General features: G+C 69.4%; 16 protein-coding genes and 1 pseudogene. 11 read left to right on the forward strand and 6 right to left on the reverse strand.

Translation table 11 applies throughout. The features are described from left to right. Window positions 1-96: 96 nt before the first annotated feature. The gene (locus tag CG723_RS09285) at window positions 97-1260 is read left to right on the forward strand and encodes a TetR/AcrR family transcriptional regulator (RefSeq protein WP_100592803.1); all 1164 of its coding nucleotides are present in this window, start codon (window positions 97-99) and stop codon (window positions 1258-1260) included. 163 nt (window positions 1261-1423) lie between these two features. On the opposite strand, the gene CG723_RS09290 is transcribed toward CG723_RS09285, so the two are convergent. Next, on the reverse strand, window positions 1424-2632 hold the full coding sequence (locus tag CG723_RS09290) for an oxygenase MpaB family protein (RefSeq protein WP_100592804.1): 1209 nt from the start codon (window positions 2630-2632) through the stop codon (window positions 1424-1426). Window positions 2633-2898: 266 nt separating this feature from the next. Here CG723_RS09290 and CG723_RS09295 point away from each other — a divergent pair, with 266 nt between their 5' ends. Continuing rightward, the gene (locus CG723_RS09295) at window positions 2899-4587 is read left to right on the forward strand and encodes a succinic semialdehyde dehydrogenase (RefSeq protein ID WP_100592805.1); all 1689 of its coding nucleotides are present in this window, start codon (window positions 2899-2901) and stop codon (window positions 4585-4587) included. A gap of 107 nt (window positions 4588-4694) precedes the next feature. Further along, window positions 4695-5858, forward strand: a complete 1164-nt coding sequence (locus tag CG723_RS09300; protein WP_100592806.1) for an acyl-CoA dehydrogenase family protein — start codon at window positions 4695-4697, stop codon at window positions 5856-5858. Between the two features lie 48 nt (window positions 5859-5906). On the opposite strand, the pseudogene CG723_RS09305 reads toward CG723_RS09300, so the two are convergent. Beyond that, window positions 5907-6038 (reverse strand): annotated as a pseudogene (locus CG723_RS09305) (SDR family NAD(P)-dependent oxidoreductase); the annotation flags it as partial. Window positions 6039-6661: 623 nt separating this feature from the next. Between CG723_RS09305 and CG723_RS09310 the strand changes: the two are divergent. The 3 genes from CG723_RS09310 to CG723_RS48905 all read left to right on the forward strand — a co-directional run bounded on the left by CG723_RS09310 (window position 6662) and on the right by CG723_RS48905 (window position 9308). Next, window positions 6662-7606, forward strand: coding sequence for a TauD/TfdA dioxygenase family protein (locus tag CG723_RS09310; protein ID WP_100592807.1), 945 nt, complete (start codon window positions 6662-6664; stop codon window positions 7604-7606). Window positions 7607-7690: 84 nt separating this feature from the next. After that, window positions 7691-8359: a class I SAM-dependent methyltransferase gene (locus CG723_RS09315; RefSeq protein ID WP_100592808.1), complete on the forward strand. Its 669-nt coding sequence runs from the start codon at window positions 7691-7693 to the stop codon at window positions 8357-8359. A gap of 343 nt (window positions 8360-8702) precedes the next feature. After that, window positions 8703-9308 carry a muconolactone Delta-isomerase family protein gene (locus CG723_RS48905; RefSeq protein WP_100592809.1) on the forward strand — a complete coding sequence of 202 codons (606 nt, stop codon included), beginning with the start codon at window positions 8703-8705 and terminating at the stop codon, window positions 9306-9308. 132 nt (window positions 9309-9440) lie between these two features. Here the strand turns inward: CG723_RS48905 and CG723_RS09325 are convergent, their stop codons facing one another. The 4 genes from CG723_RS09325 to CG723_RS09340 all read right to left on the reverse strand — a co-directional run bounded on the left by CG723_RS09325 (window position 9441) and on the right by CG723_RS09340 (window position 13083). Continuing rightward, window positions 9441-10826: an amino acid permease gene (locus tag CG723_RS09325; RefSeq protein WP_234374224.1), complete on the reverse strand. Its 1386-nt coding sequence runs from the start codon at window positions 10824-10826 to the stop codon at window positions 9441-9443. Between the two features lie 187 nt (window positions 10827-11013). Beyond that, the gene (locus CG723_RS09330; RefSeq protein ID WP_100592810.1) at window positions 11014-12171 is read right to left on the reverse strand and encodes an aminotransferase class V-fold PLP-dependent enzyme; all 1158 of its coding nucleotides are present in this window, start codon (window positions 12169-12171) and stop codon (window positions 11014-11016) included. A gap of 127 nt (window positions 12172-12298) precedes the next feature. Further along, the gene (locus CG723_RS09335) at window positions 12299-12835 is read right to left on the reverse strand and encodes a helix-turn-helix domain-containing protein (RefSeq protein ID WP_100592811.1); all 537 of its coding nucleotides are present in this window, start codon (window positions 12833-12835) and stop codon (window positions 12299-12301) included. A 44-nt stretch (window positions 12836-12879) separates the two neighbouring features. Beyond that, entirely contained in the window at window positions 12880-13083 is a 204-nt protein-coding gene (locus CG723_RS09340; protein WP_100592812.1) for a hypothetical protein, read from the reverse strand. 443 nt (window positions 13084-13526) lie between these two features. Between CG723_RS09340 and CG723_RS09345 the strand changes: the two genes are divergently transcribed. The 5 genes from CG723_RS09345 (at window position 13527) to CG723_RS09370 (ending at window position 18895) form a co-directional block, all read left to right on the forward strand. Further along, complete coding sequence (locus tag CG723_RS09345) at window positions 13527-14603, forward strand: ABC transporter substrate-binding protein (RefSeq protein WP_234374225.1); 1077 nt, start codon at window positions 13527-13529, stop codon at window positions 14601-14603. After that, the gene (locus tag CG723_RS09350) at window positions 14600-15472 is read left to right on the forward strand and encodes an ABC transporter permease (protein ID WP_100592813.1); all 873 of its coding nucleotides are present in this window, start codon (window positions 14600-14602) and stop codon (window positions 15470-15472) included. Before CG723_RS09345 ends, CG723_RS09350 begins: the two co-directional genes overlap by 4 nt. Next, window positions 15448-16191, forward strand: coding sequence for an ABC transporter ATP-binding protein (locus CG723_RS09355; protein WP_100592814.1), 744 nt, complete (start codon window positions 15448-15450; stop codon window positions 16189-16191). The genes CG723_RS09350 and CG723_RS09355 overlap by 25 nt, the downstream gene beginning before the upstream one ends. A gap of 123 nt (window positions 16192-16314) precedes the next feature. Then, on the forward strand, window positions 16315-17139 hold the full coding sequence (locus tag CG723_RS09360) for a TauD/TfdA dioxygenase family protein (protein WP_100592815.1): 825 nt from the start codon (window positions 16315-16317) through the stop codon (window positions 17137-17139). 682 nt (window positions 17140-17821) lie between these two features. Beyond that, window positions 17822-18895, forward strand: coding sequence for an LLM class flavin-dependent oxidoreductase (locus CG723_RS09370; protein ID WP_234374226.1), 1074 nt, complete (start codon window positions 17822-17824; stop codon window positions 18893-18895). Window positions 18896-19034: the final 139 nt, after the last annotated feature.

Below are 19034 nucleotides of genomic sequence, written 5' to 3' on the forward strand. Positions count from 1 at the left end.
CTGGTCGAGCGGTCCGCACGCGGGTGGCCCCGGGGCCTGCTCGACGTGTGATTGACTGGGCCGTATGGCCCTGTCTCCGCATTCGTGTGTGCGTTCATGACCGCCGAGCCGACCGCGGCCACTCGCCCCCGCAACCGCAGGCAGCTCATCGTCGAGGCGGCCGGTCGGCTCTTCAGCGAGCGCGGCTACCACACGGCGTCCATGGAGGAGATCGCCGCCGGTGTGGGCATCACCGCCACGGCCTTGTACCGGCACTTCCCGAACAAGTACGCACTGTTCGCCGAGTGCGCGCATGTCATGGCGGACCGACTCGTCGGCGCGCTCGACGAGACGCCGACCGAGGCGGCCCCGGCAGACGTACTCACCGCCCTCATCCGGGTCACCGTCGCGCATCGCGCGTCGGGAGGTGTGTACCGGTGGGAGGCCAGGTACCTCGACCGCGACGATCGCAGGCTTCTCAGGGCGAAGTTCGGGCACGTCGTCGAGCGGGTCACCGAGGCGGTGCGGCGTGAAGGTCCACTGTCCGACGAGCAGTTGCGGGTTGTGGCGGCTCTCGGTGCGATCGGGTCCATCACGATGCATCGCACCTCCATTGCTCAACGTCGGCTCGAGGAACTGCTGTTGGCGTGCGCCCTGCGCGTGATCGCGACCGACCCCGTACCGGCCATGAGCAGTAAGCGCTCCGTCGAGCTGCCGGCCCTGCCGGTGGCACGCTCACGGCGTGCGGAGATCCTCGCGGCTGCCGTCCCGCTGTTCGCCCGGGACGGGTTCGCCAACGTGACGAACGGTCAGATCGCGCAGGCGGTGGGGCTGGCCCCGTCCGCGCTCTACCGTCACTACCCGGGCAAGGTCGATATCCTGGCCGCGGCATGCCTGCAGGCGGCGGGGCTGCTGGCGCAGGCGGTGGACCGGTGTCTGCAGGAGGTGACCGGTCCGCATGACGCCGTCGTGGCGCTGGCGGCGACGTACGTGGCCTACAGCTTCGAGTACACCGCTCTCACGAGCGTTGCCGAAGCCGAGCTCGTCGGTCTGCCGGCCGACCTGCAGCGCCCCTTGGTCCTCGCGCAGCGTGAGTACATCGCTGTCTGGGAGCAGCAGTTGCGGCTTGCCCGTCCGGAGCTGGACCCGCGTCAGGCCCGGGTGCTGGTGCACGCCGGGTTCGGCGTGGTGGTCGAGGCCGGGCGGAGACTGAGATGGCAGGACAGCCCGGACCACCGGGCCGCCGTGACCAGCCTGGTCGCGGGCGCCCTGGGTCTCTGAGCAGTGCCTGGGTGTCTGAGCAGAGCCCTGGTGGAGCCGAGGGTGTCTGAGTTGAGCCCTGCGTTTCTGAGCAGAGCCTGGCTTTCTGAGCGGAGAGCGAGCAGATGCCCGTCCGGTGGCAGGTGTGCCGTGGGACGGGCCTGCGCGTGGTCGGTCCGGGTACTCAGGAGGTCGGCCTGTTCCCCGTCGGGATCACGATGGGAGTGGTCGTCCCCGAGGAGCCGTTGTTCAGGAACGCCATGGCCAAGGCGCGCACGAACTGGTCGAACATGTAGAAGGCGCCGGGCACGACGGGTGACAGCCCCTCACGGAACAGGATGAAGGCCGGCCACGCGGTGCGGATCAGTGCCGCCGAGGCGTAGTCGCGCTTCAGCCCCAGCCAGTCGCCGATCTCGTTGCTGAGGACGTAGCGTACGAACTCGTTGAGGAATCCGCGCGTGACACCCAGGTCGACCTGCGCGGTCAACCCGAGCAGGTCCTCGGCCAGTTCGATGCCCTCGGTCGTCGGGGCGAGGATCGGTGTGAGTACCTGCCCCGACTGCGCTTCCGCGTCGGCCCACGACTTGGGGATGTACTCGTCCCGCACGCCGAGCAGGTGCAGGGCGACCTGCCAGCTGTGCAGGAAGGCGTCCTGGTCCTCGGCCGAGAACGGGACCTTCCAGTCGAGCAGCTTCCTGCGCACGAAGGTGCCCAGGCTGTGGAAGGTGACCAGGATGTCGGCGTTGCTGATCGGGATGCGCTCGTCCGTGACCGCCGTCCAATGGGGTGACTGCGGCAGCAGGTGGCGCACCGCGGCGTGCACCACACGTGTCTTGTTGGCGGTGACCACGAACTGGCCCGTCGGTTCGAAGCCCTTCAGCTGGGCCAGGTCGTAGCCGAACGTGAACGTCTTGGCCGCGCGGTCCTTCATGTTGGCGCCGCCTGCGGACCAGTAGACGCTCCTGGCCTCCCGCGGGATCACGGTGCTCATGATCCCGCTGCCGAGCCCGTAGAGCATGAAGAGGTACGTGTCCTTGCGCCGGTTGAAGTCGGCGGCGCGAGCCAGCTTGCCGGAATCCGCCCAGGAGGGCAGCTTGTTGACCCTCTGCAGGTATCCGGTGAGGTCGGCCGGCAAGCCGCTGGGCAGCGGGTCGTTGTTGTTCACCCACGACGCCATCGCGGTGTTGACCGCCGGAACCTGGCCGTTGTCGAAGAGTGAGGCCACCAGCTGGTCCACCTCGTCGTCCCACACGTATTCCGGGTCGGCGCCCGTGCCGGTTCCGGCGACCGAGCCCGCCGGCGACCACGCCCACGCGTCGGTGGTGCTCGTCGCGCCCACGAGGCCCAGCGCGGCACCGAGGGACAGGACTCTTCTGCGGCTGAGATTTGACATTGACTTGCTCGCTTTCCTGGTAGGGCGTGCGGCGCATCTCGCCTCGGATGGCGGTGAGTTGGCGTTGCCGGCACGGTTCAAAGCTTGTTCCAGGATGTGATTTCTGATTAACATAGCGAGGTGCGCTGCCGTCGACAAGGGCATCGACGTGACCGACGAGCCACCGCCGGTCCGGGCCCCCGGCCCGCCGGATCCGCACCGGGCGAGCCGGAGGCAGGGCCACGGCATTCCGGCTCGAACCAGTCCCGTACGACCGAGGAGCCCGCATGACCACGGAGCAGGACCAGATCCCCGCGCCTGACAGCCCAGCGCCCGACAGTCCCGTGCCTCCCAGCCCTGTGCCGAAGAGTTCTCGGCCCACGTGGGTGACGGACGAGTTGATTGCGCAGTGGTGCGCGTGGGTGCGCCGGGACGCGTCGCGTCTCGGGCGCGACAGTGCCGAGCCCGTGACCGCGGTCGCACCGTTCGACCTGGCGCCGATCGCGGCCGTTCCCGCGTGCGCCACGGAGGACGTCGCGGCGGCGGTGGCCGGTGCCCGGGCGGACCAGCCGGAGTGGGCGGGAGGGACGCCGCTGAGGCGCCGCGGCGATGTGGTACTCGCCTTCCACGACCTGCTGTTGGAACGGCAGGACCAGGTGATCGACCTGATCCAGTGGGAGACGGGCAAGGCGCGGTATCACGCCTGGCAGGAGGTGGCCCAGGTCGCGGCGATCGCCAGACACTACGCACGGCGTGCCCGGCACTACCTGGCCCCCCACCACGTGCGCGGGATGGTGCCCGGCCTGACGAAGGTCAAGGAGGTGCGGGTGCCGAAAGGGGTCGTCGGGGTCATCTCTCCGTGGAACTACCCCCTCTACCTCGGTGTCGGCGATGTGTTGCCGGCCCTGATGGCCGGCAACGCCGTGATCTCCAAGGCGGATTCCCAGACCGCGCTGACCATGCTGTGGACCCGTGCTCTGATGGCGGAGGCCGGGCTGCCGACCGGTCTCTGGCAGATCGTGGCCGGTCCCGGGGCCGTGGTGGGGGCCGCCCTGGTCGACGCCGTCGACTTCGTCTGCTTCACCGGGTCGACCGCCACAGGACGCACCGTCGCGGAACGTGCCGCGCGGCGACTGGTCGGGGCCTCTCTCGAACTCGGCGGCAAGAACCCGCTGATCGTGCGGGAGGACGCAGACGTGGCCGCCGCGGCCGCCGGCACGGTGGTGGCGGCCTTCGCCAACACCGGACAGATGTGCATCCACATCGAACGCGTCTATGTGCACGAGAAGGTCTACGAAGACTTCCGCACCGAGCTCGTCCGGGCGACGCGGGCGCTTCGGCTCGGGCGGTCCTACGACTACTCGGTGGACATCGGGTCACTGACGTCGAAGGCGCAGCTCGCGGCTGTCGAGGCACACGTCGACGGCGCGGTGGCCGAGGGGGCGACCGTACTCGCGGGCGGCCGAGCCCGTCCCGACATCGGCCCGCTCTTCTACGAACCGACCGTGCTCGAAGGCGTCACACCCGAGATGGCCGTGTGCGACGAGGAGACGTTCGGTCCGGTGCTCTCGCTCTACGTCTACGGCACGGACAGCGAAGCGGTGGGCCTGGCCAACCAAGGAACCTACGGACTGTCGGCGTCGATCTGGTCGAAGGACTCCCGCGAAGCCGGACGGATGGCGGTGCGGATCCGCGCCGGGTCGGTCAACATCAACGACGGTGCCGCCGCGGCGGCCGGCAGCATCGAGGCAGGGATGGGCGGCATGGGCGACAGCGGACTCGGCAGGCGCCACGGGGCCGAGGGAATCCGCAAGTACACCGAGAGTCAGACGGTCGCCACGCAGCGGCTCCTGCCGCTCGGACCGGCGCAGGCCGTGGAGAGCTCTGCGGAGACCTCCGTGAAGAGCTCCGTCGAGAGTTTTGTCCGCCGCACCAACGGACAGCTGGCCCTCCTGCGTCGGCTGCGTGTGCGCTGAGCGGCGACATGTCGGCCGTGCGCGAACCATGCCGGGGCATTCCCCCTCCGCGTCCCTCTTGCTCATCTCTTGCCGTATGTACGAGATCAGTCCAGATCGGAGTCCCGATGACAAGTGCGATCTTCGCTGAACGGTCGCTCTACGAGGAAGACCACGAACTCCTGCGCGAGACGGTTCGTGCGTTCGTCGACAAGCACGCCACGCCGCACGCCGAGCGGTGGCGGGCCGAGGGCAAGGTCGACCGCGAACTCTTCCAGGAGGCCGCCCGGGCCGGAATCCTCGGCTTCAACATCCCGGAGGAGTACGGCGGCGGTGGGATCACCGACTTCCGCTTCAACGCGCTGATCGGCGAGGAGTTCTCCCGCCACCCCGCGTCGGACGGCCTCGCCGGAGTAGGGCTGTCCAACGACATCGTCGTGCCCTATTTCACCGGCTTGACCGATGACGAGCAGAAAGCCCGCTGGCTGCCGGGCATTGCTGCCGGGACGCTCATCGTCGCGGTCGCGATGACCGAGCCCGGAACCGGGAGCGACCTGGCCGGCATCGCCACCTCCGCTGTCCGCGACGGCGACGACTATGTGGTCAACGGCAGCAAGGTCTTCATCTCCAACGGCCAGAACGCCGACCTGGTCGTCACCGCCGTACGGACCGGCGCGGACCGCCACAGCGGGATCAGCCTGCTGGTCATCGAGGCCGATCGGCCCGGCTTCTCGCGTGGTCGCAACCTGGAGAAGATCGGCCTGCACGCGCAGGACACCAGCGAGTTGTTCTTCCAGGACGTCCGCGTGCCGGCCGCCAACCTGCTCGGGGAGGAGGGCTCCGGCTTCACAGCGCTGATGCGCAACCTTCCCCAGGAGCGGATCTCGATCGCGGCCAACGCCGTCGCTTCCATCGAGGGCGTGCTGGAGCGGACCGTGGAGTACGTCCGGGAGCGCAAGGCGTTCGGCCGGACCGTCGGCTCCTTCCAGAACACCCGTTTCCAACTGGCCGACATGGTCACCACCGCCCGTGTGGGCCGCACCTACGTCGACGAACTGCTCTCCAGGCACTCCCGCGGCGAACTGAGCGCCGTAGAAGCCGCGTCGGCGAAGTTCTGGGCCACGGAGAATTACGTCGACATCGTCGGCCGCTGCCTGCAACTGCACGGCGCTTACGGCTACATGCTCGAATACCGCATCGCACACGACTACCTCGACTCGCGTATCACCACCATCTACGGAGGCACCACGGAGATCATGAAGGAGATCGTCGCCCGCGACCTGGGTCTGTAGCACCCGGCCTACTGACTCGGCGATCGGTCTTCAGGTTCCCGCTCCGGGTTCGGCGGCGGCGCGCGCTTCCTCGGCGGTCCGGCCGTGCAGCAACACGGTGGCGCCGCGTTCGGCGAGCTGCCGGGCGGTCTCCAGGCCGATGCCGGAAGTGGCGCCCGTGACGAGGAGAGTGCGGGACGAAGCCCACGCGCCGCGGAAAACCGGCGGTCGATGAGCTTGATGCCCAGGAGGGCAGGGCGAGACCGCCGAGTCCGTACAACGTCAGGTTGCGCCGCCGCACACCGACACCGAACCATTTTTCGATGTGCCGGTTGAGGAACGTGCGAACCGGAGGAAGCAACTGGCCGACGGCGTCGAGCAGCGATATTGCGCCCACCGTCGCCCCGTCGCCGTGGAACGCGCCGACTGCGGCGGTCGCTCGTTCGCGGGCCTCGGGGGGCAGGGCCGTCCTGAGCGGCCGCGACCAGCACGTCGCACCCCTCCGCTTCCGTTGCGCGGATCTCCGCAGTAGGGAGGCGTGGTGTCGGCCCGCAGGTCTCTGCGTTAGGGTGGCCGGTATGCAGACGCACTCGAACTTCCGTGAGGATGAGCCGCAGCACAGCGGCCCCCGCGGTGAGTGCGCGCCCCGCGGGTACGGCTTTCTGCGCCGCCGCGGCCGGGTGGGTTCGCCCCCGGCGTCTTCCTGTCGCTGAATCCGCCGTAGGCCTCCGTATTCGGGCCTGAGCTTTCCCGTACCGGTTCCCGGAAACGTCGCATCGCGCCGTCCGCCGCCGGCCCCCTTTTGAGCTTCCAAGGAGTTCGCCATGTCGCTCACCCATGACGTTGCCCCCGCATCAGCCCTGCGCGACCACCGCATCCCCGCCGACGGCTTGTACGAGGGCAGTCGCATCCTGAACCGCCTGCCGGACGGTGTGCGGGAGCGGCCGTACGAGCGGTTCGAACTCGTTCCGCAGGGCCGCGTCATCGGAGCGGAGATCCGCGGCCTCGACCTCTCGCGGCCCGTGTCCTGCGCGGTGCGCGAGGAACTGAACCGCGCGCTCCTCGAATGGAAGGTGCTCTTCTTCCGCGGCCAGCACCTGACCTCCGACGCGCAGCGCCAATTCGCCCGTAACTGGGGTGAGTTGGAGACCAATCCGCTGCTCGCTCCCGGTGACGCCGACGACGTGGTCCGCTTCGACAAGTCGGCCGGTGCCGTTCCCACCTTCGAGAACGTCTGGCACACGGACGTCACCTTCCGTGAACGCCCGGCCCTGGGTGCCGTGCTGCAGCTGCGGGAGGTGCCGCCGGTGGGTGGCGACACGATGTGGGCGGACATGGCGGCCGCGTACGACAACCTGCCGGTCGAGGTGCGCGAGCGGATCGACGGCGCGAGTGCCGTCCACGACTTCCTGCCGGGCTTCGCGCGTTTCTACGCGCCGGAGCAACTGGCCCCGTTCCAGAAGCAGTTCCCGCCGGTCCAGCACCCCGTGGTGCGTCGGCACCCGGAGACCGGACGCCGGATGCTGTTCGTCAACACCTCCTTCACCACCCGGATCATCGGCCTCGAGCGCCCGGAGAGCGACCGGCTGCTCCGGCTGCTCTTCCAGCAGGCCCACGTCCCGGAGTTCCAGGTGCGGTTCCGCTGGCAGGCGGGCGACGTCGCCTTCTGGGACAACCGCGCGACCCAGCACTACGCCGTCAACGACTACGCGCCGTACCCCCGGGTCGCGGAACGCGTGGCGATCGCCGGGGACCGTCCGTTCGGCTGAGCAGGCGCGCGGCGGCGTGATCGGGTGTGTGCCGGATGACCGTTGACCGGCCTCCGGCGCCGCGGGCCGCCCTATTGTTGGCTGATGCGCGCACGCCATACTGACCGCCCAGCCGATCTCGACGTGGTCCGTGAGTCCTATGACCGGGTGGCTGACAACTACGCCCACATGGTGGTGACGACGGGAGTCGGTGACATCCGTAGCCATCCATGGCTCAAGGCATCGATCGACGCTTTCGCTGACACCGTGAGCGAGCTCGGGCCCGTGCTCGATGTCGGCTGCGGACCCGGAACGGTGACCGCCTACCTCGCCGAACGCGGACTCGACGTGTCCGGAGTCGATCTCTCACCCCGCATGATCGAGAACGCCCGCCGTCTTCATCCGCAATGCCGCTTCAGTGTCGCCTCTGCCACCGACCTCGACCTTGAAGAAGCGTCCCTCGGCGGCGTACTCGGGTGGTGGTCACTGTTCAACCTCCCTCGCGACGTCCTTCCGCAGGTCCTCGCCCTGTTCGCGCGCGCTCTGAAGCCAGGCGGCCACTTCATCACCGCAACTCACGTCGGCGACGAAGACGCGGTGCGCACCGAGGCATACGGAGGGGTCCCTGTTCGTTGGACCACGCACAAATGGCGGCCGGAACAGCTCGTGGACCTGATCGAGCAAGCCGGCCTGCGCCCGGTCGCCGAACTTCGGCTCCCCGCCGATGAGCAAAGCGGTCCTGGCCTGGTCATCATGGCCAAGCGCCCCGCCTGAGGACCAGGCGCGCCGGTGGTGGGACAGGGACGTGCCGGGCCCGGTCACATGGTGGGACAGGGATCGTGCCGGGCCCGGTCACCTGGCGCCTACCGCTGTTCTCCCGTTCGGATACTTCCCAGGGGCTCCTTCGGTACGTTCCCGTGAGCCCTAGGGTTACGGGGCGTCCAGGAGGCCCCGGGGCTTCCAACGGATGCGATCGACCGCCACGCGCGAGACGGTGGATCCAGGTGGCGGTTCCGTGTCTCCGCGATGCCCGGGACGCCGGTGACCGGTCCAAGCACTGTCCCTACCCGGCCTCGTCCGACCCGCACCGCAGCCCCGGCTGAGAGGAGCATCGGCCATGGAACATCTCGTCACCATGACCACCCATGTCCCGGAGGGGACCTCGCAGGCGGAAGTCGACGAGGTCCGCGCCCGCGAGGCCGCACACTCCCGTCGGCTTGCCGAACGGGGGCAGTTGCTGAGGCTGTGGCGCCCGCCCCTGCATCCGGGGGAGTGGCGCACGCTCGGACTGTTCGCCGCGCAGGACGCCGCGCACCTGGAGGATGTCCTGTCCTCGATGCCGTTGCGTGTGTGGCGGAGCGACGAGGTCACACCCCTGACGCCGCACCCCAACGACCCGGGGCCGGCCTCCACCGGTGCATCGGGCGCCGCCAAGGAGTTCCTGGTGACCTTCGCCCCGGCCGCGACCGAGGACGCCACCTCCCAGGCGCTGGGGGACGCCACCGCAGCGGAAGCGGTCCGTGCGAAGGAGCTGGCCGGACAGGGACACCTGGTGCGGCTGTGGAAGACGCCTGGCGAGCGCCGCGCGCTCGGCCTGTGGCGCGCCCGGGACGCCGCCGAGATGCAGACAGTGCTGGACTCACTTCCCCAGGCCCCGTGGCTCTCCATGGAGACGACGCCGCTGAGTGAGCACCCCAGTGACCCGGGGGCGGTCGGGAACTGACGGCTGCCTCGTCCGGACGCCGCGAGGAAAGCAGCGCTCCCGGGCTTCGGTGATGACCTTCTCGACCATCTCCACCTGGCATCGAAGACCTGTCGCGGGCGTACACCCATTGACACGGTCCACAGCCCCCTTTCAGGGGGTCGGACCCTCCGGCGGCAGTGTGCTGTCCGGCAACGGCTCCGCCGTCTCGTGGCGCCGAGCGCCGAAGCGGTACACGACGACGAGCAGCGCGAAGAACGGGAGGCCGGCCTTCCAGGAGTCCTCCAGGCCCTCGATGAACGCCGTGGAGACCAGGATCGCCGCCAGCGCGAGGGCCGCCGCGACGGTGGTGAACGGAGCGCCGCGCAGCCGGGCCGGCGAGGAGGGGAGGTCGTGGCGGACGCGGTGGCGGCGGAACATCAGGTGCGTGGCGAGGATGAGGATCCACACGACGAGCGCCCCGAACACCGAGATGCCGAAGAGCAGGACGTACGCCGTGTCTTCGGAGTGGACCGAGAGGATCGCGGCGGCACCCAGACCGAGTCCGGAAACGGCGAGCGCTCGGTGAGGGACTCCGCTGCGGCCCACCCGTGCGAACATCCGTGGCGCGTGCCGGTCCACCGCCAAGGAGTGGATCATGCGGGTGGCCAGATAGGTGTTGGCGTTGGCGCTGGAGAGCGCCGCGGTCAGTACCACGAAGTTCATGATGCCCGCGGCGGCCGGGATCCCGGCGACGTCGAAGAGCTGGACGAAGGGGCTCGCCGTGACGTCTCCGCCCGCCGCCGTACGCGACCACGGCACGACCGTGACCACCACCGCCATGGCCAGAACGTAGAAGAGCGCGAGGCGCACGACCATCCGCCGGGCGGCACGCGGGATGTCTCGCACCGGGTTCTCGGACTCGGCGGCGGTCACCGCGATGATCTCGGTGCCGATGTAGCTGAAGATCACGAAGACGAAGGCGGTGCCCAGGCCGCTCAGGCCGTGCGGAAGGAGACCGCCGGGCCCCGAGAGGTTCGAGGTGCCGGCCGCCTCGTGGCCGGGCAGGCCGAGGAAGACGTAGGCGCAGCCGAGCAGGACGAAGACACCGATCGCCGTGATCTTGATGGTGGAGAACCAGTACTCCAGGCGGCCGAACACCCCGACGGTCAGCGCGTTCGCGGCCAGGAGCAGCAGCGAGAACGCCACCACCGGTGCCCACAGCGGCAGTTCGGGCCACCAGAATCGGACGTAGATGCCGCCGGCGATGACCTCGCCGCCGATCGCGATCACCTGGATCGTCCAGTAGGTCCAGCGGATCACGAAGCCGGCCAGTGGGCCCAGATAGTGGCGGCCGATGGTGCCGAACGAGCCGGTCGCCGGGTGTACGGCGGTCATCTCGGCCAGTGCCCAGCCGATCACCAGGGCGATCAACGCGCAGAGCACGTACGCGATCACGGCGGCGGGCCCCGCAGCGGAGATGGCGAGACCCGAGCCGAGGAACAGACCGGTACCGATGGCACCGCCCAGACCCATCATGCTGAGCTGACGCCCCGTCAAGGACCGTTTCAGTCCGTGGCCTTGTCCGTCCTGGCTGTCCTGCCTGCCTCGGCCGTCTTGCCGGTCTTGACCGTTCTCGCCGTGGCTCTGATGCGGGCCAGTGGTGGGGGAGGGGGCGGCCGTTGGGCTGCTTCCGGCGTCGTCGGGCATGTCACTCGCTCCGTGGGGTGCGGTGTTCCTGGACGTGCTACTGGATGTGCTGCTGGGCCCGTATCTCACCGAGCGCGTCGATCAGCGCGTCGACGTCGGACGTGTTGTTGTAATAGTGGAATGAGAGGCGGAGCAGGGTGCCGCGCGGACTGGTGACGATGCGGCGCTCGGCGAGCGCGGCCGCGAGCGCGTCCGGGGCGGGGTCGGCGATCGCCATCTGCGGGCCCCGCAGTTCCGGGTCGGCGGGCGAGGCCGGCGTCTCGCCGATCTCGGTCAGGCGCGCGTGGGCGTACGTGGTGAGCGCGCCGATGTGCGCCTCGATGTCCTTCGGGTCGACGTCGGCCAGGGTGCGAAGCCCGGCCGCGGCGGCGTACGCGGAGGGGATCGACGGGGTGCCGGTCTCGAAGCGGCGCGCGGTGTCCGGGAAGTCGAGGGAGCGCGGGTCGAAGGCGAAGGGGTCAACTCGGCCGAACCATCCGGTGAGTTGGGGATCCATGTCATCGCGCAGACCGCCGCGTACGTAGAGGAACGCGATGCCGGGGACGCCGAGCAGATACTTCAGCGCACCGCACACCAGGTAGTCGCAGTCCAACTCCCGTACGTCCACCGGGAGTACACCCAATCCCTGGTACGCGTCGATGAACACCCGTGCGCCGACCGCGTGTGCCGCTCGGACCGTATCGGTCACCGGCAGCCGGGCGCCGTTGCGGTAGGAGACCAGCGGTACGGAGACCAGGTTGGTCGTGTCGTCGATCGCGGCGGCGTAGTCCTCGGCGGGGACGGTCCCTCCCTGTTCCGGGACATGGCGCACCCGAGCGCCACGTCGCTCCTGCGCCAGCCAGACGTGGGCGATGGACGGGAACTCCATGTCTGTGGTGACCAGGCCGGGGCGGCGCGACCAGTCCAGCGTGGACGCCACCTGGTAAGCGCCCTCGGAGGCGCAGCCGACGACCGCGATCTCGTCCGGCTGCGCGCCGATACGGGCGGCGAAGGTGGCGCGGGCGGCGTCCACTTGGGCCATCCACTCGCCCCAGGGCGCGCCCTGGCTGCGCATGGACCACTGGAACTCCTGCAGCGCCGTCAGTACGTGCTCGGATGCCGCGCCCTGGCTGCAACTGGCCAGGTGGACGGTGTCCTTGAGGGAGGGGAACCGGGCACGGAAACGCTCGGCGGCGTCGAGGGGCGCGATGGACACGTGGCGGCTCGCATTTCAATCACAGTGAAATTGTTCAGTGTGGGTGATCGAAGCAGCCGAGTCATGTGCCCGTCAATGGGTGGGTGGCCGGCCGTCGCTCTGGGGGTCGGCCGTCAACTTGTGAGGGTCACCGGCTCGGCGGTGTCACGCTCACCAGGAACCGTGCGGGCTCGCTGCCCTCGTTGACGTAGCGGTGCGGAACGCGGGAGTCGAAGGTGCAGCTGTCCCCGGGCCTCAGCTCTTGGCGGTCGTCGCCGGCCTCGACGACCAGACTGCCGCTCAGCACCACCACGCACTCCTCCGAGGGGTGGCTGTAGCGCTCCTCCGAGGACGCGCCCCCCGGTTCCAGCGCGCCCTCAAGTACCTCGAGGCGTGCGGAGCCGGCCGAGACACGTGTGTACTCGATCCCGCCCTGCGGCGAACGCACCACGATCCGGCGGTCGCGCCGCACCAGAGCGACGGCCTCCGGCTCGTCCTGCCGGAACAGGTCGAAAAGGGGGAGTCCGAGAGCGGCGGAGAGCCTGCGCAGCGTCTCCAGGCTGGGATCGGTCAGGCCGCGTTCGACCTGACTGACCAGACCGGTCGACACCCCGGCGCGCGAGGCCAGGTCCCGTACGGTCATCTTGCGGGACTGGCGCAGCTCGCGTATCCGGTTGCCGATCACGCGGTGAGGGTAACTCAGCCGCGTTCACGCGGGCGGAACGGTGCCTAGCCCTCACGTGACTCCCGGAGGCGCAGCACCGGCCGGCGGTCGTCGACCACGACCTCCGGGTCGGCGCAGACGACCGTCATCCTGCCGCCGCTCGCTTCTTCGAGATACTCGCCGGTTCCGGTGTTGGTGCCGCCGATTCCGGCCTCGGTGCCCTCGGGCGGCAACGGCGGCCCGTACTTCGTGCAGAGCAGCGGTCGCATCCGGCACCCTCAGACGGCGGATGACGTCCGGCCCGATTCCTGTCGGACGGCGACAAGGGTCGGGAACCCGCCGGCGCGCACATGGCATGGCCATGAAGGGGGCATTGCAGCGCGATGACAGTCAACCCCCGTCTCTTGAAGGGAGCTTGTCCGGTGGATAGCTTCGATGGCATGTGGATCTGCAGGCGGTTCCGGAAGCGGCGGGCCATCGATCTGATGCGCGTCGCCACCGCGGTGTGTAGCTGACCTCCTCTCTGCGCTGAGCCGGGCCCCTCGCCGCCCGGCCGCACCCGTTCGATACCACGGTGTGTGGCTGACCTCCTTGCTGCGCTGAGCCGGGCTGCTCGGCGCCCCGCCGCACCGCACCCGCTCGATTCCCTTTTCACGCCTCCCCTCCCTTTCGCCCTGCGCTGAGGCGTGCCCCTCGTCCCGTGAAGGCACGAATGTCCCCACGTACCGCCATGCCCGCATCCCTGCGCCTCGGCGCGATGACCGCAGTCGCCGTATCCCTTCTGCTGACCGCGTGTGTGAACAACACGCAATCCACGGCGACCGGCGAGAACGTCGCGGCGAAGAAGATCCCTGCCAAGGTCTCCGCCGACACCTCTCTGACCGTCGGCGCGCCCGATCTCAAAGTCGCCCTGGAACTGTCGGGTCAGATCCACAAGCTGCCCTTCAAGGTGAAGTGGGCCAATATCAGCGGCGGCCCGCAGTGCTCCGAAGCGTTCCGGGCCGACGCGCTCGACATCTGCTCGGCGGCGGAGATTCCGTCGATCAACGCCCACTGGACGGGCCTGGACACCAAGCTCGTGGCGGCGAAGTTCCGCAAGGATCCGACCGCGTACCCGATCTACGAACTGGGGATCGCTCCGGGCGCACACATCAAGACCCTCGCCGACCTTCGCGGGAAGAAGATCGCCTACAGCCCCGGGCAGGCGCAGGGGGCTCTCGTGCTGCGGATCCTGAAGAAGGCCGGCCTCACCCAGCAGGACGTCGACCTCGTCGAACTTGCCAGTACCGGTGACGTCTACCCCACCGCTCTGGGAAATCGCCAGGTGGATGCCGCGCCTATCGCCGACGTCAATATCAAGCGCTATCTGACGAAATACGGCAGGGACGGCGGCACGACCATCAAGCACGGTCTCCGCGATGACCCGGGGCACTTGTGGGCGCTCACCGATTCCGTGAGCAATCCGCAGAAGTCCGCTGCCGTAAGAGAACTCATCAAGTTCTGGGCCCGAGCCCAGATCTGGATCGACGAACATCCGAAGCAGTGGATCGACGGCTATTACGTCAAGGACCAGGGGCTGAGCAGTGAGGACGGTGAATACCTCGTCGAAAGGTCCGGTCGCCCGGACTTTCCCGCGGACTGGACCGGCGCCATCGAGCGCCAGCAGCAGACCGTGGACCTGCTGGCGAAGGAGCAGAAGCACAAGGCCTTCGACGCGGGGACCCTCTTCGACCGCCGATACGAGCGCGTAGCCGCCGACGCCGTTGCCGGTGAAAGGAAGACACCATGAGCACCACGGCTTTCGACCAGAGGGCGGCGACCGCGACCGCGACGGCGACGGACGACGCCGCGGTCTCCTCTCCTCGCCTTCGACCACGGGCAAGCAAGAGGATGGGGCCGGGCCGCCCCATCCCCTACGGCTGGGCGCTCGGCCCGCTGCTGCTCCTCGCGGTGTGGGCGGCCGGCTCCGGCATCGGACTCATCGACGCCCGCAGTCTGCCCGCACCCTGGACCATCGCCGGTACCGCGGGCGACCTCATCGCCGACGGCAGGCTGCAGTCCAACTTCTCGACCTCCGCCGGGCGCGCCCTGCTCGGCCTGGTCTTCGGCACGGCCGCGGGTCTGCTGCTCGCGCTCGTCTCCGGACTGAGCCGCCTCGGCGAGGGGATCGTCGACGGGCCGGTACAGATCAAGCGGGCGATCCCCTCACTGGCACTGATCCCTCTGCTCGTCCTCTGGTTCGGCATCGGCGAGACGATGAAGGTCATCACGATCGCGCTCGGCGTCTTCGTCCCGGTCTACATCCACACCCACAACGGGCTGCGGTCCATCGACAGCCGCTATTCCGAACTCGCCGAGACGGTGCGGCTGAGCAGGATCCAGTTCGTCCGGCATGTCGTCCTGCCGGGTGCGCTGCCCGGGTTCCTGCTCGGACTGCGGTTCGCGGTGACCGCCGCCTGGCTGGCGCTGGTCGTCGTCGAGCAGGTCAACGCCACCAGTGGCATCGGCTACATGATGGAGCTCGCGCGGACCTACGGACAGACGGACGTGATCATCGTCGGCCTCGTCGTGTACGGACTCCTCGGGCTTGTCTCCGACGCCCTCGTACGGCTCGTGGAGAGGAGGACCCTGTCATGGCGGCGGACGCTGGCGGGCTGACCGCGACCGAGGACCGCACGACGGTCAGCATCAAGGATCTGGTACGCACGCTCGGCGGGCGCCGCGTGCTCGACGACCTCGAACTGAGCATCGCCCCGGGCGAGTTCGTAGCCCTGCTCGGACGCAGTGGCTCCGGCAAGAGCACCCTGCTGAGGGCGCTGGCCGGCCTCGACCACGACGTGGCGGGAAGCGGTGAACTGGCCGCCCCCGATGACGTGTCAGTGGTCTTCCAGGACGCGAGGCTGCTGCCGTGGAAGCGGCTGCTGGAGAACGTGGTTCTGGGCCTGCCCGGCCCGGACGCCGAACAGCGGGGCCGCACCGCCCTCGCCGAAGTCGGCCTCGAAGGCCGCGAGCGGGCCTGGCCCGTCGAGCTGTCCGGCGGCGAGCAGCAGCGGGTCTCGCTCGCCCGCTCCCTCGTCCGTGAGCCCCAACTCCTGCTCGCGGACGAGCCGTTCGGGGCACTCGACGCCCTCACCCGCATCCGGATGCACACGCTGCTGCGGCAGCTGTGCGAGCGACACCGGCCCGCCGTGCTGCTGGTCACCCACGACGTCGACGAGGCCATCGCCCTGGCCGACCGGGTGGCTGTCCTCGACGAGGGCCGGATCGCGGTCGACATCCCGGTCGACCTCCCCGCGCCGCGCAGACACGGCGGCCCGGAGTACGCGGCACTGCGGGATCGCCTGCTCGCCCGCCTCGGCGTGGAAGCAGCCGGCTGACCGCCCCGACCGGGGGAGCCCAGCACGTTTCACCCCGGCCGTCGGCTTACCGTCCCCCGACCAGGGGGCCAGAACGTCTCACCCCCCGGCACGACCCGCACCGTACAAAGAGGAGAAGAAGCCATGACCGCCGTCGCCACTTTCGACATCCTCAGGGCAGGACCGCGCTTCGGCGCGGAGATCACCGGCATCGACTTGACGGCCCCCGTCGACAAAACCACCGCCGACGCACTGCGGCAGGCCTTCCAGGACCACAAGGTGCTGGTCTTCCGTGGCCAGCACCTGACACCCGATCAGCACGTCGCCGCCGTTCGGATCTTCGCCGAACCCTTCGACCACCCGACCGCCGCGAAGGACGATGCCAATCCGCTGGTCTACCCGTACAACGTGCGGCAGACCGGCAAGGCCAGCACGTGGCACATCGGCGGCCTGTGGCGTGACCCGGTCTTCGCCATCGAGTCGCTGACGTACGAGGTGGTGCCCGAGCTGGGCGGCCACACGCTGTGGGCGGATCTGCAGGCGGCGTACGACGATCTGTCGGAGCCGTTCAAGGAGCTCCTGGAGTCCGTGAGCGCGGTGTACGACGGCAACGCGGAGAACTACGCGCAGGGCAGCAAGAGGACCGCGAGCGGACCGACCGTCGAGCACCCGGTCGTTCTGGCCCATCCGGCCACCGGCCGCAAGGGCCTGTTCATCAGCACCTCGGCGATCGGCCTCACCGGTGTGACCCCCGCGGAGAGCAAGGTGCTGCTCGACCACCTGCTGCGGCACGCCTCCTCGCCGAACCACACCATCCGCTTCGGCTGGCAGCCCGGCGACTTCGTCCTCTGGGACAACCGCGCCACCTGGCACTACGCCGTCGACGACTACGGCGACGGGGCGCGCGTCTACCGCAAGGTCATCGGCGTGGAGCCGGAGGCGGGCCGCGTGCCGGGGGCTCGTCCCTGAATGCTCCCGGGAGAAGACCGCGCCGCCCGGCGTGTGCTGCTGGTCTGCCTGGCCGCGGGCGCGACGACCTTGCTGGACCAGGCAGTTCTGAGCATCGTGGTGCCGAGCATCGGGTGGTCCTTCAGGGCGGGCGCCGGCGAGTGCAGTGGATCGTGGCCGGATACTCGCCGGCTTTCGGTCTGGCGCTCGTCCCGGGTGGCAGCCTCGGCGACGCGCACGGGCGCATGCGGTTCTTCCTTGCCGGCGTGGCCGTCTTCCTCCTCGCGAGGGGTGACGGCCGCGTCCGGCGGCGGGCCCGGCACACTGATCGCCGCGCGACTGGTGCAAGGCGCCGCTGCGGGGCTCGTCAACTACGAGGTGATCGGCACCCTGCAGATGGCGCGGCGGACAAGCGGCAGCGGTCTGCCTCAGCGCGGTCCCGGCGGTGTATCTCCACTCCGCGCCGCCGCCCTGGGAGGCAACGGTCCCCGGTCCGCGTACGCCCTCGCCTCGTGTGTCTGCGCCGGGCTGCTCGCGGTGGCTCTCGTGCTGTCACGACGGCGCGGGGCCGCGTGCTGAAAGAAGCCCTCCACAGCTCCCGGTAAGAACTCGAACTCGTCAAACCCCAGGGCCACTTGTTCCCGCACACGGCTACCGGACGGCTCCCCACCAACCCGCCACGGCCCGAACAACGATCGGAAGCATGATGACCCCGCAATTCCTCTGGTACATCCCCAACACCGTCCAGCCGGGACACCGCGGTGACGACACCACATCCGGCTGGGGGTCCATCGAGTACTCGACCGAACTCGCCCACACGGCGGAAGCCCACGGCTGGGACGGCGCCCTGCTCGGCACCGGATGGGGACGCCCGGACACCTTCACCGTCGCCACCGCCCTGGCCGCGCGCACCACGACGTTCAAGCCCCTGATCGCCGTCCGCCCCGGCTACTGGCAGCCCGCGAACTTCGCCAGTGCGGCCGCCACTCTCGACCAGCTCAGCCGCGGCCGCGTCCTGGTCAACATCGTCAGCGGCCTGGACACCCCGGCCGCCTACGGCGACACCACCGTCGACCCCGCCGCTCGCTACGCCCGCACCCAGGAGTTCCTGCACCTCGTACGCCGCCTGTGGACCGAGGAGAACGTCACCTTCCACGGCGAGCACTTCCAGGTCACCGGTTCCACGGTCAGCCCGCGCCCCTATGCCACCGCCGAGCGGGCCCATCCGACCCTCTACTTCGGCGGCGCGTCAGAAGCCGCCGAACGCGTCTCGGCGGCCGAAGCCGATGTGCAGCTCTTCTGGGGCGAACCGCTCGACGGAATCGCCGAACGCATCGCTCGCCTGAAGGAGTTGAGCGGGCGGGTGGGGCGCCGCCATGTGCCGCTGGAGTACGGTCTGCGGATCACCACCGTGGTACGCGACACCACGGAGGAGGCGTGGCGCGCGGCGGAGGAGAAAGTCGCGAAAATGGCGGCCGACGCGGGCGAGATCGACACCTGGACGGGCAACCGCAGAACAGCGGTCGGCCAACGGCGGCTGCTCGACCTCACCGAACGCGGCGAGGTCCTCGACACCTGCCTGTACACCGCGCCGGGCAGGTTCGGTGGTGGGGGAGCGGCGACCACGTGGCTCGTCGGCTCACCCGACGACGTGGCTGCGGCGCTCAACGCCTACCGTGCGCTCGGCATCACGCACTTCGTGCTGTCGGATACCCCCTACAAGGAGGAGACCAGCCGGATCGGTGACCAACTGCTGCTCAGGCTGCGGGAAGCGTGAAGGCAGGCAATCCGTCATCACTCCGGGCATGGCGCTTTCAGCCGACCAGCCCTCCCAGGCGGCAAGTGACGGTGCACTTCACTCAAGGCTGCGCTGCACACCGCGTCCGGCGCCCTATCCGGATGCGGGCACCGAGCCT

The organism is Streptomyces sp. CB01635 (assembly GCF_002803065.1).
In the GTDB taxonomy this organism is placed as follows: Bacteria; Actinomycetota; Actinomycetes; order Streptomycetales; family Streptomycetaceae; genus Streptomyces.

Bases quoted from the DNA above. Each gene is read 5' to 3' on its own strand.
- CG723_RS09315 (WP_100592808.1), top strand. From the start codon at position 7,691: ATGCGCGCACGCCATACTGACCGCCCAGCCGATCTCGACGTGGTCCGT.
- CG723_RS09370 (WP_234374226.1), top strand. From the start codon at position 17,822: ATGATGACCCCGCAATTCCTCTGGTACATCCCCAACACCGTCCAGCCG.
- CG723_RS09345 (WP_234374225.1), top strand. From the start codon at position 13,527: ATGTCCCCACGTACCGCCATGCCCGCATCCCTGCGCCTCGGCGCGATG.
- CG723_RS48905 (WP_100592809.1), top strand. From the start codon at position 8,703: ATGGAACATCTCGTCACCATGACCACCCATGTCCCGGAGGGGACCTCG.
- CG723_RS09285 (WP_100592803.1), top strand. From the start codon at position 97: ATGACCGCCGAGCCGACCGCGGCCACTCGCCCCCGCAACCGCAGGCAG.
- CG723_RS09340 (WP_100592812.1), bottom strand. From the start codon at position 13,083: ATGCGACCGCTGCTCTGCACGAAGTACGGGCCGCCGTTGCCGCCCGAG.
- CG723_RS09295 (WP_100592805.1), top strand. From the start codon at position 2,899: ATGACCACGGAGCAGGACCAGATCCCCGCGCCTGACAGCCCAGCGCCC.
- CG723_RS09290 (WP_100592804.1), bottom strand. From the start codon at position 2,632: ATGTCAAATCTCAGCCGCAGAAGAGTCCTGTCCCTCGGTGCCGCGCTG.
- CG723_RS09350 (WP_100592813.1), top strand. From the start codon at position 14,600: ATGAGCACCACGGCTTTCGACCAGAGGGCGGCGACCGCGACCGCGACG.
- CG723_RS09355 (WP_100592814.1), top strand. From the start codon at position 15,448: ATGGCGGCGGACGCTGGCGGGCTGACCGCGACCGAGGACCGCACGACG.
- CG723_RS09360 (WP_100592815.1), top strand. From the start codon at position 16,315: ATGACCGCCGTCGCCACTTTCGACATCCTCAGGGCAGGACCGCGCTTC.
- CG723_RS09300 (WP_100592806.1), top strand. From the start codon at position 4,695: ATGACAAGTGCGATCTTCGCTGAACGGTCGCTCTACGAGGAAGACCAC.
- CG723_RS09310 (WP_100592807.1), top strand. From the start codon at position 6,662: ATGTCGCTCACCCATGACGTTGCCCCCGCATCAGCCCTGCGCGACCAC.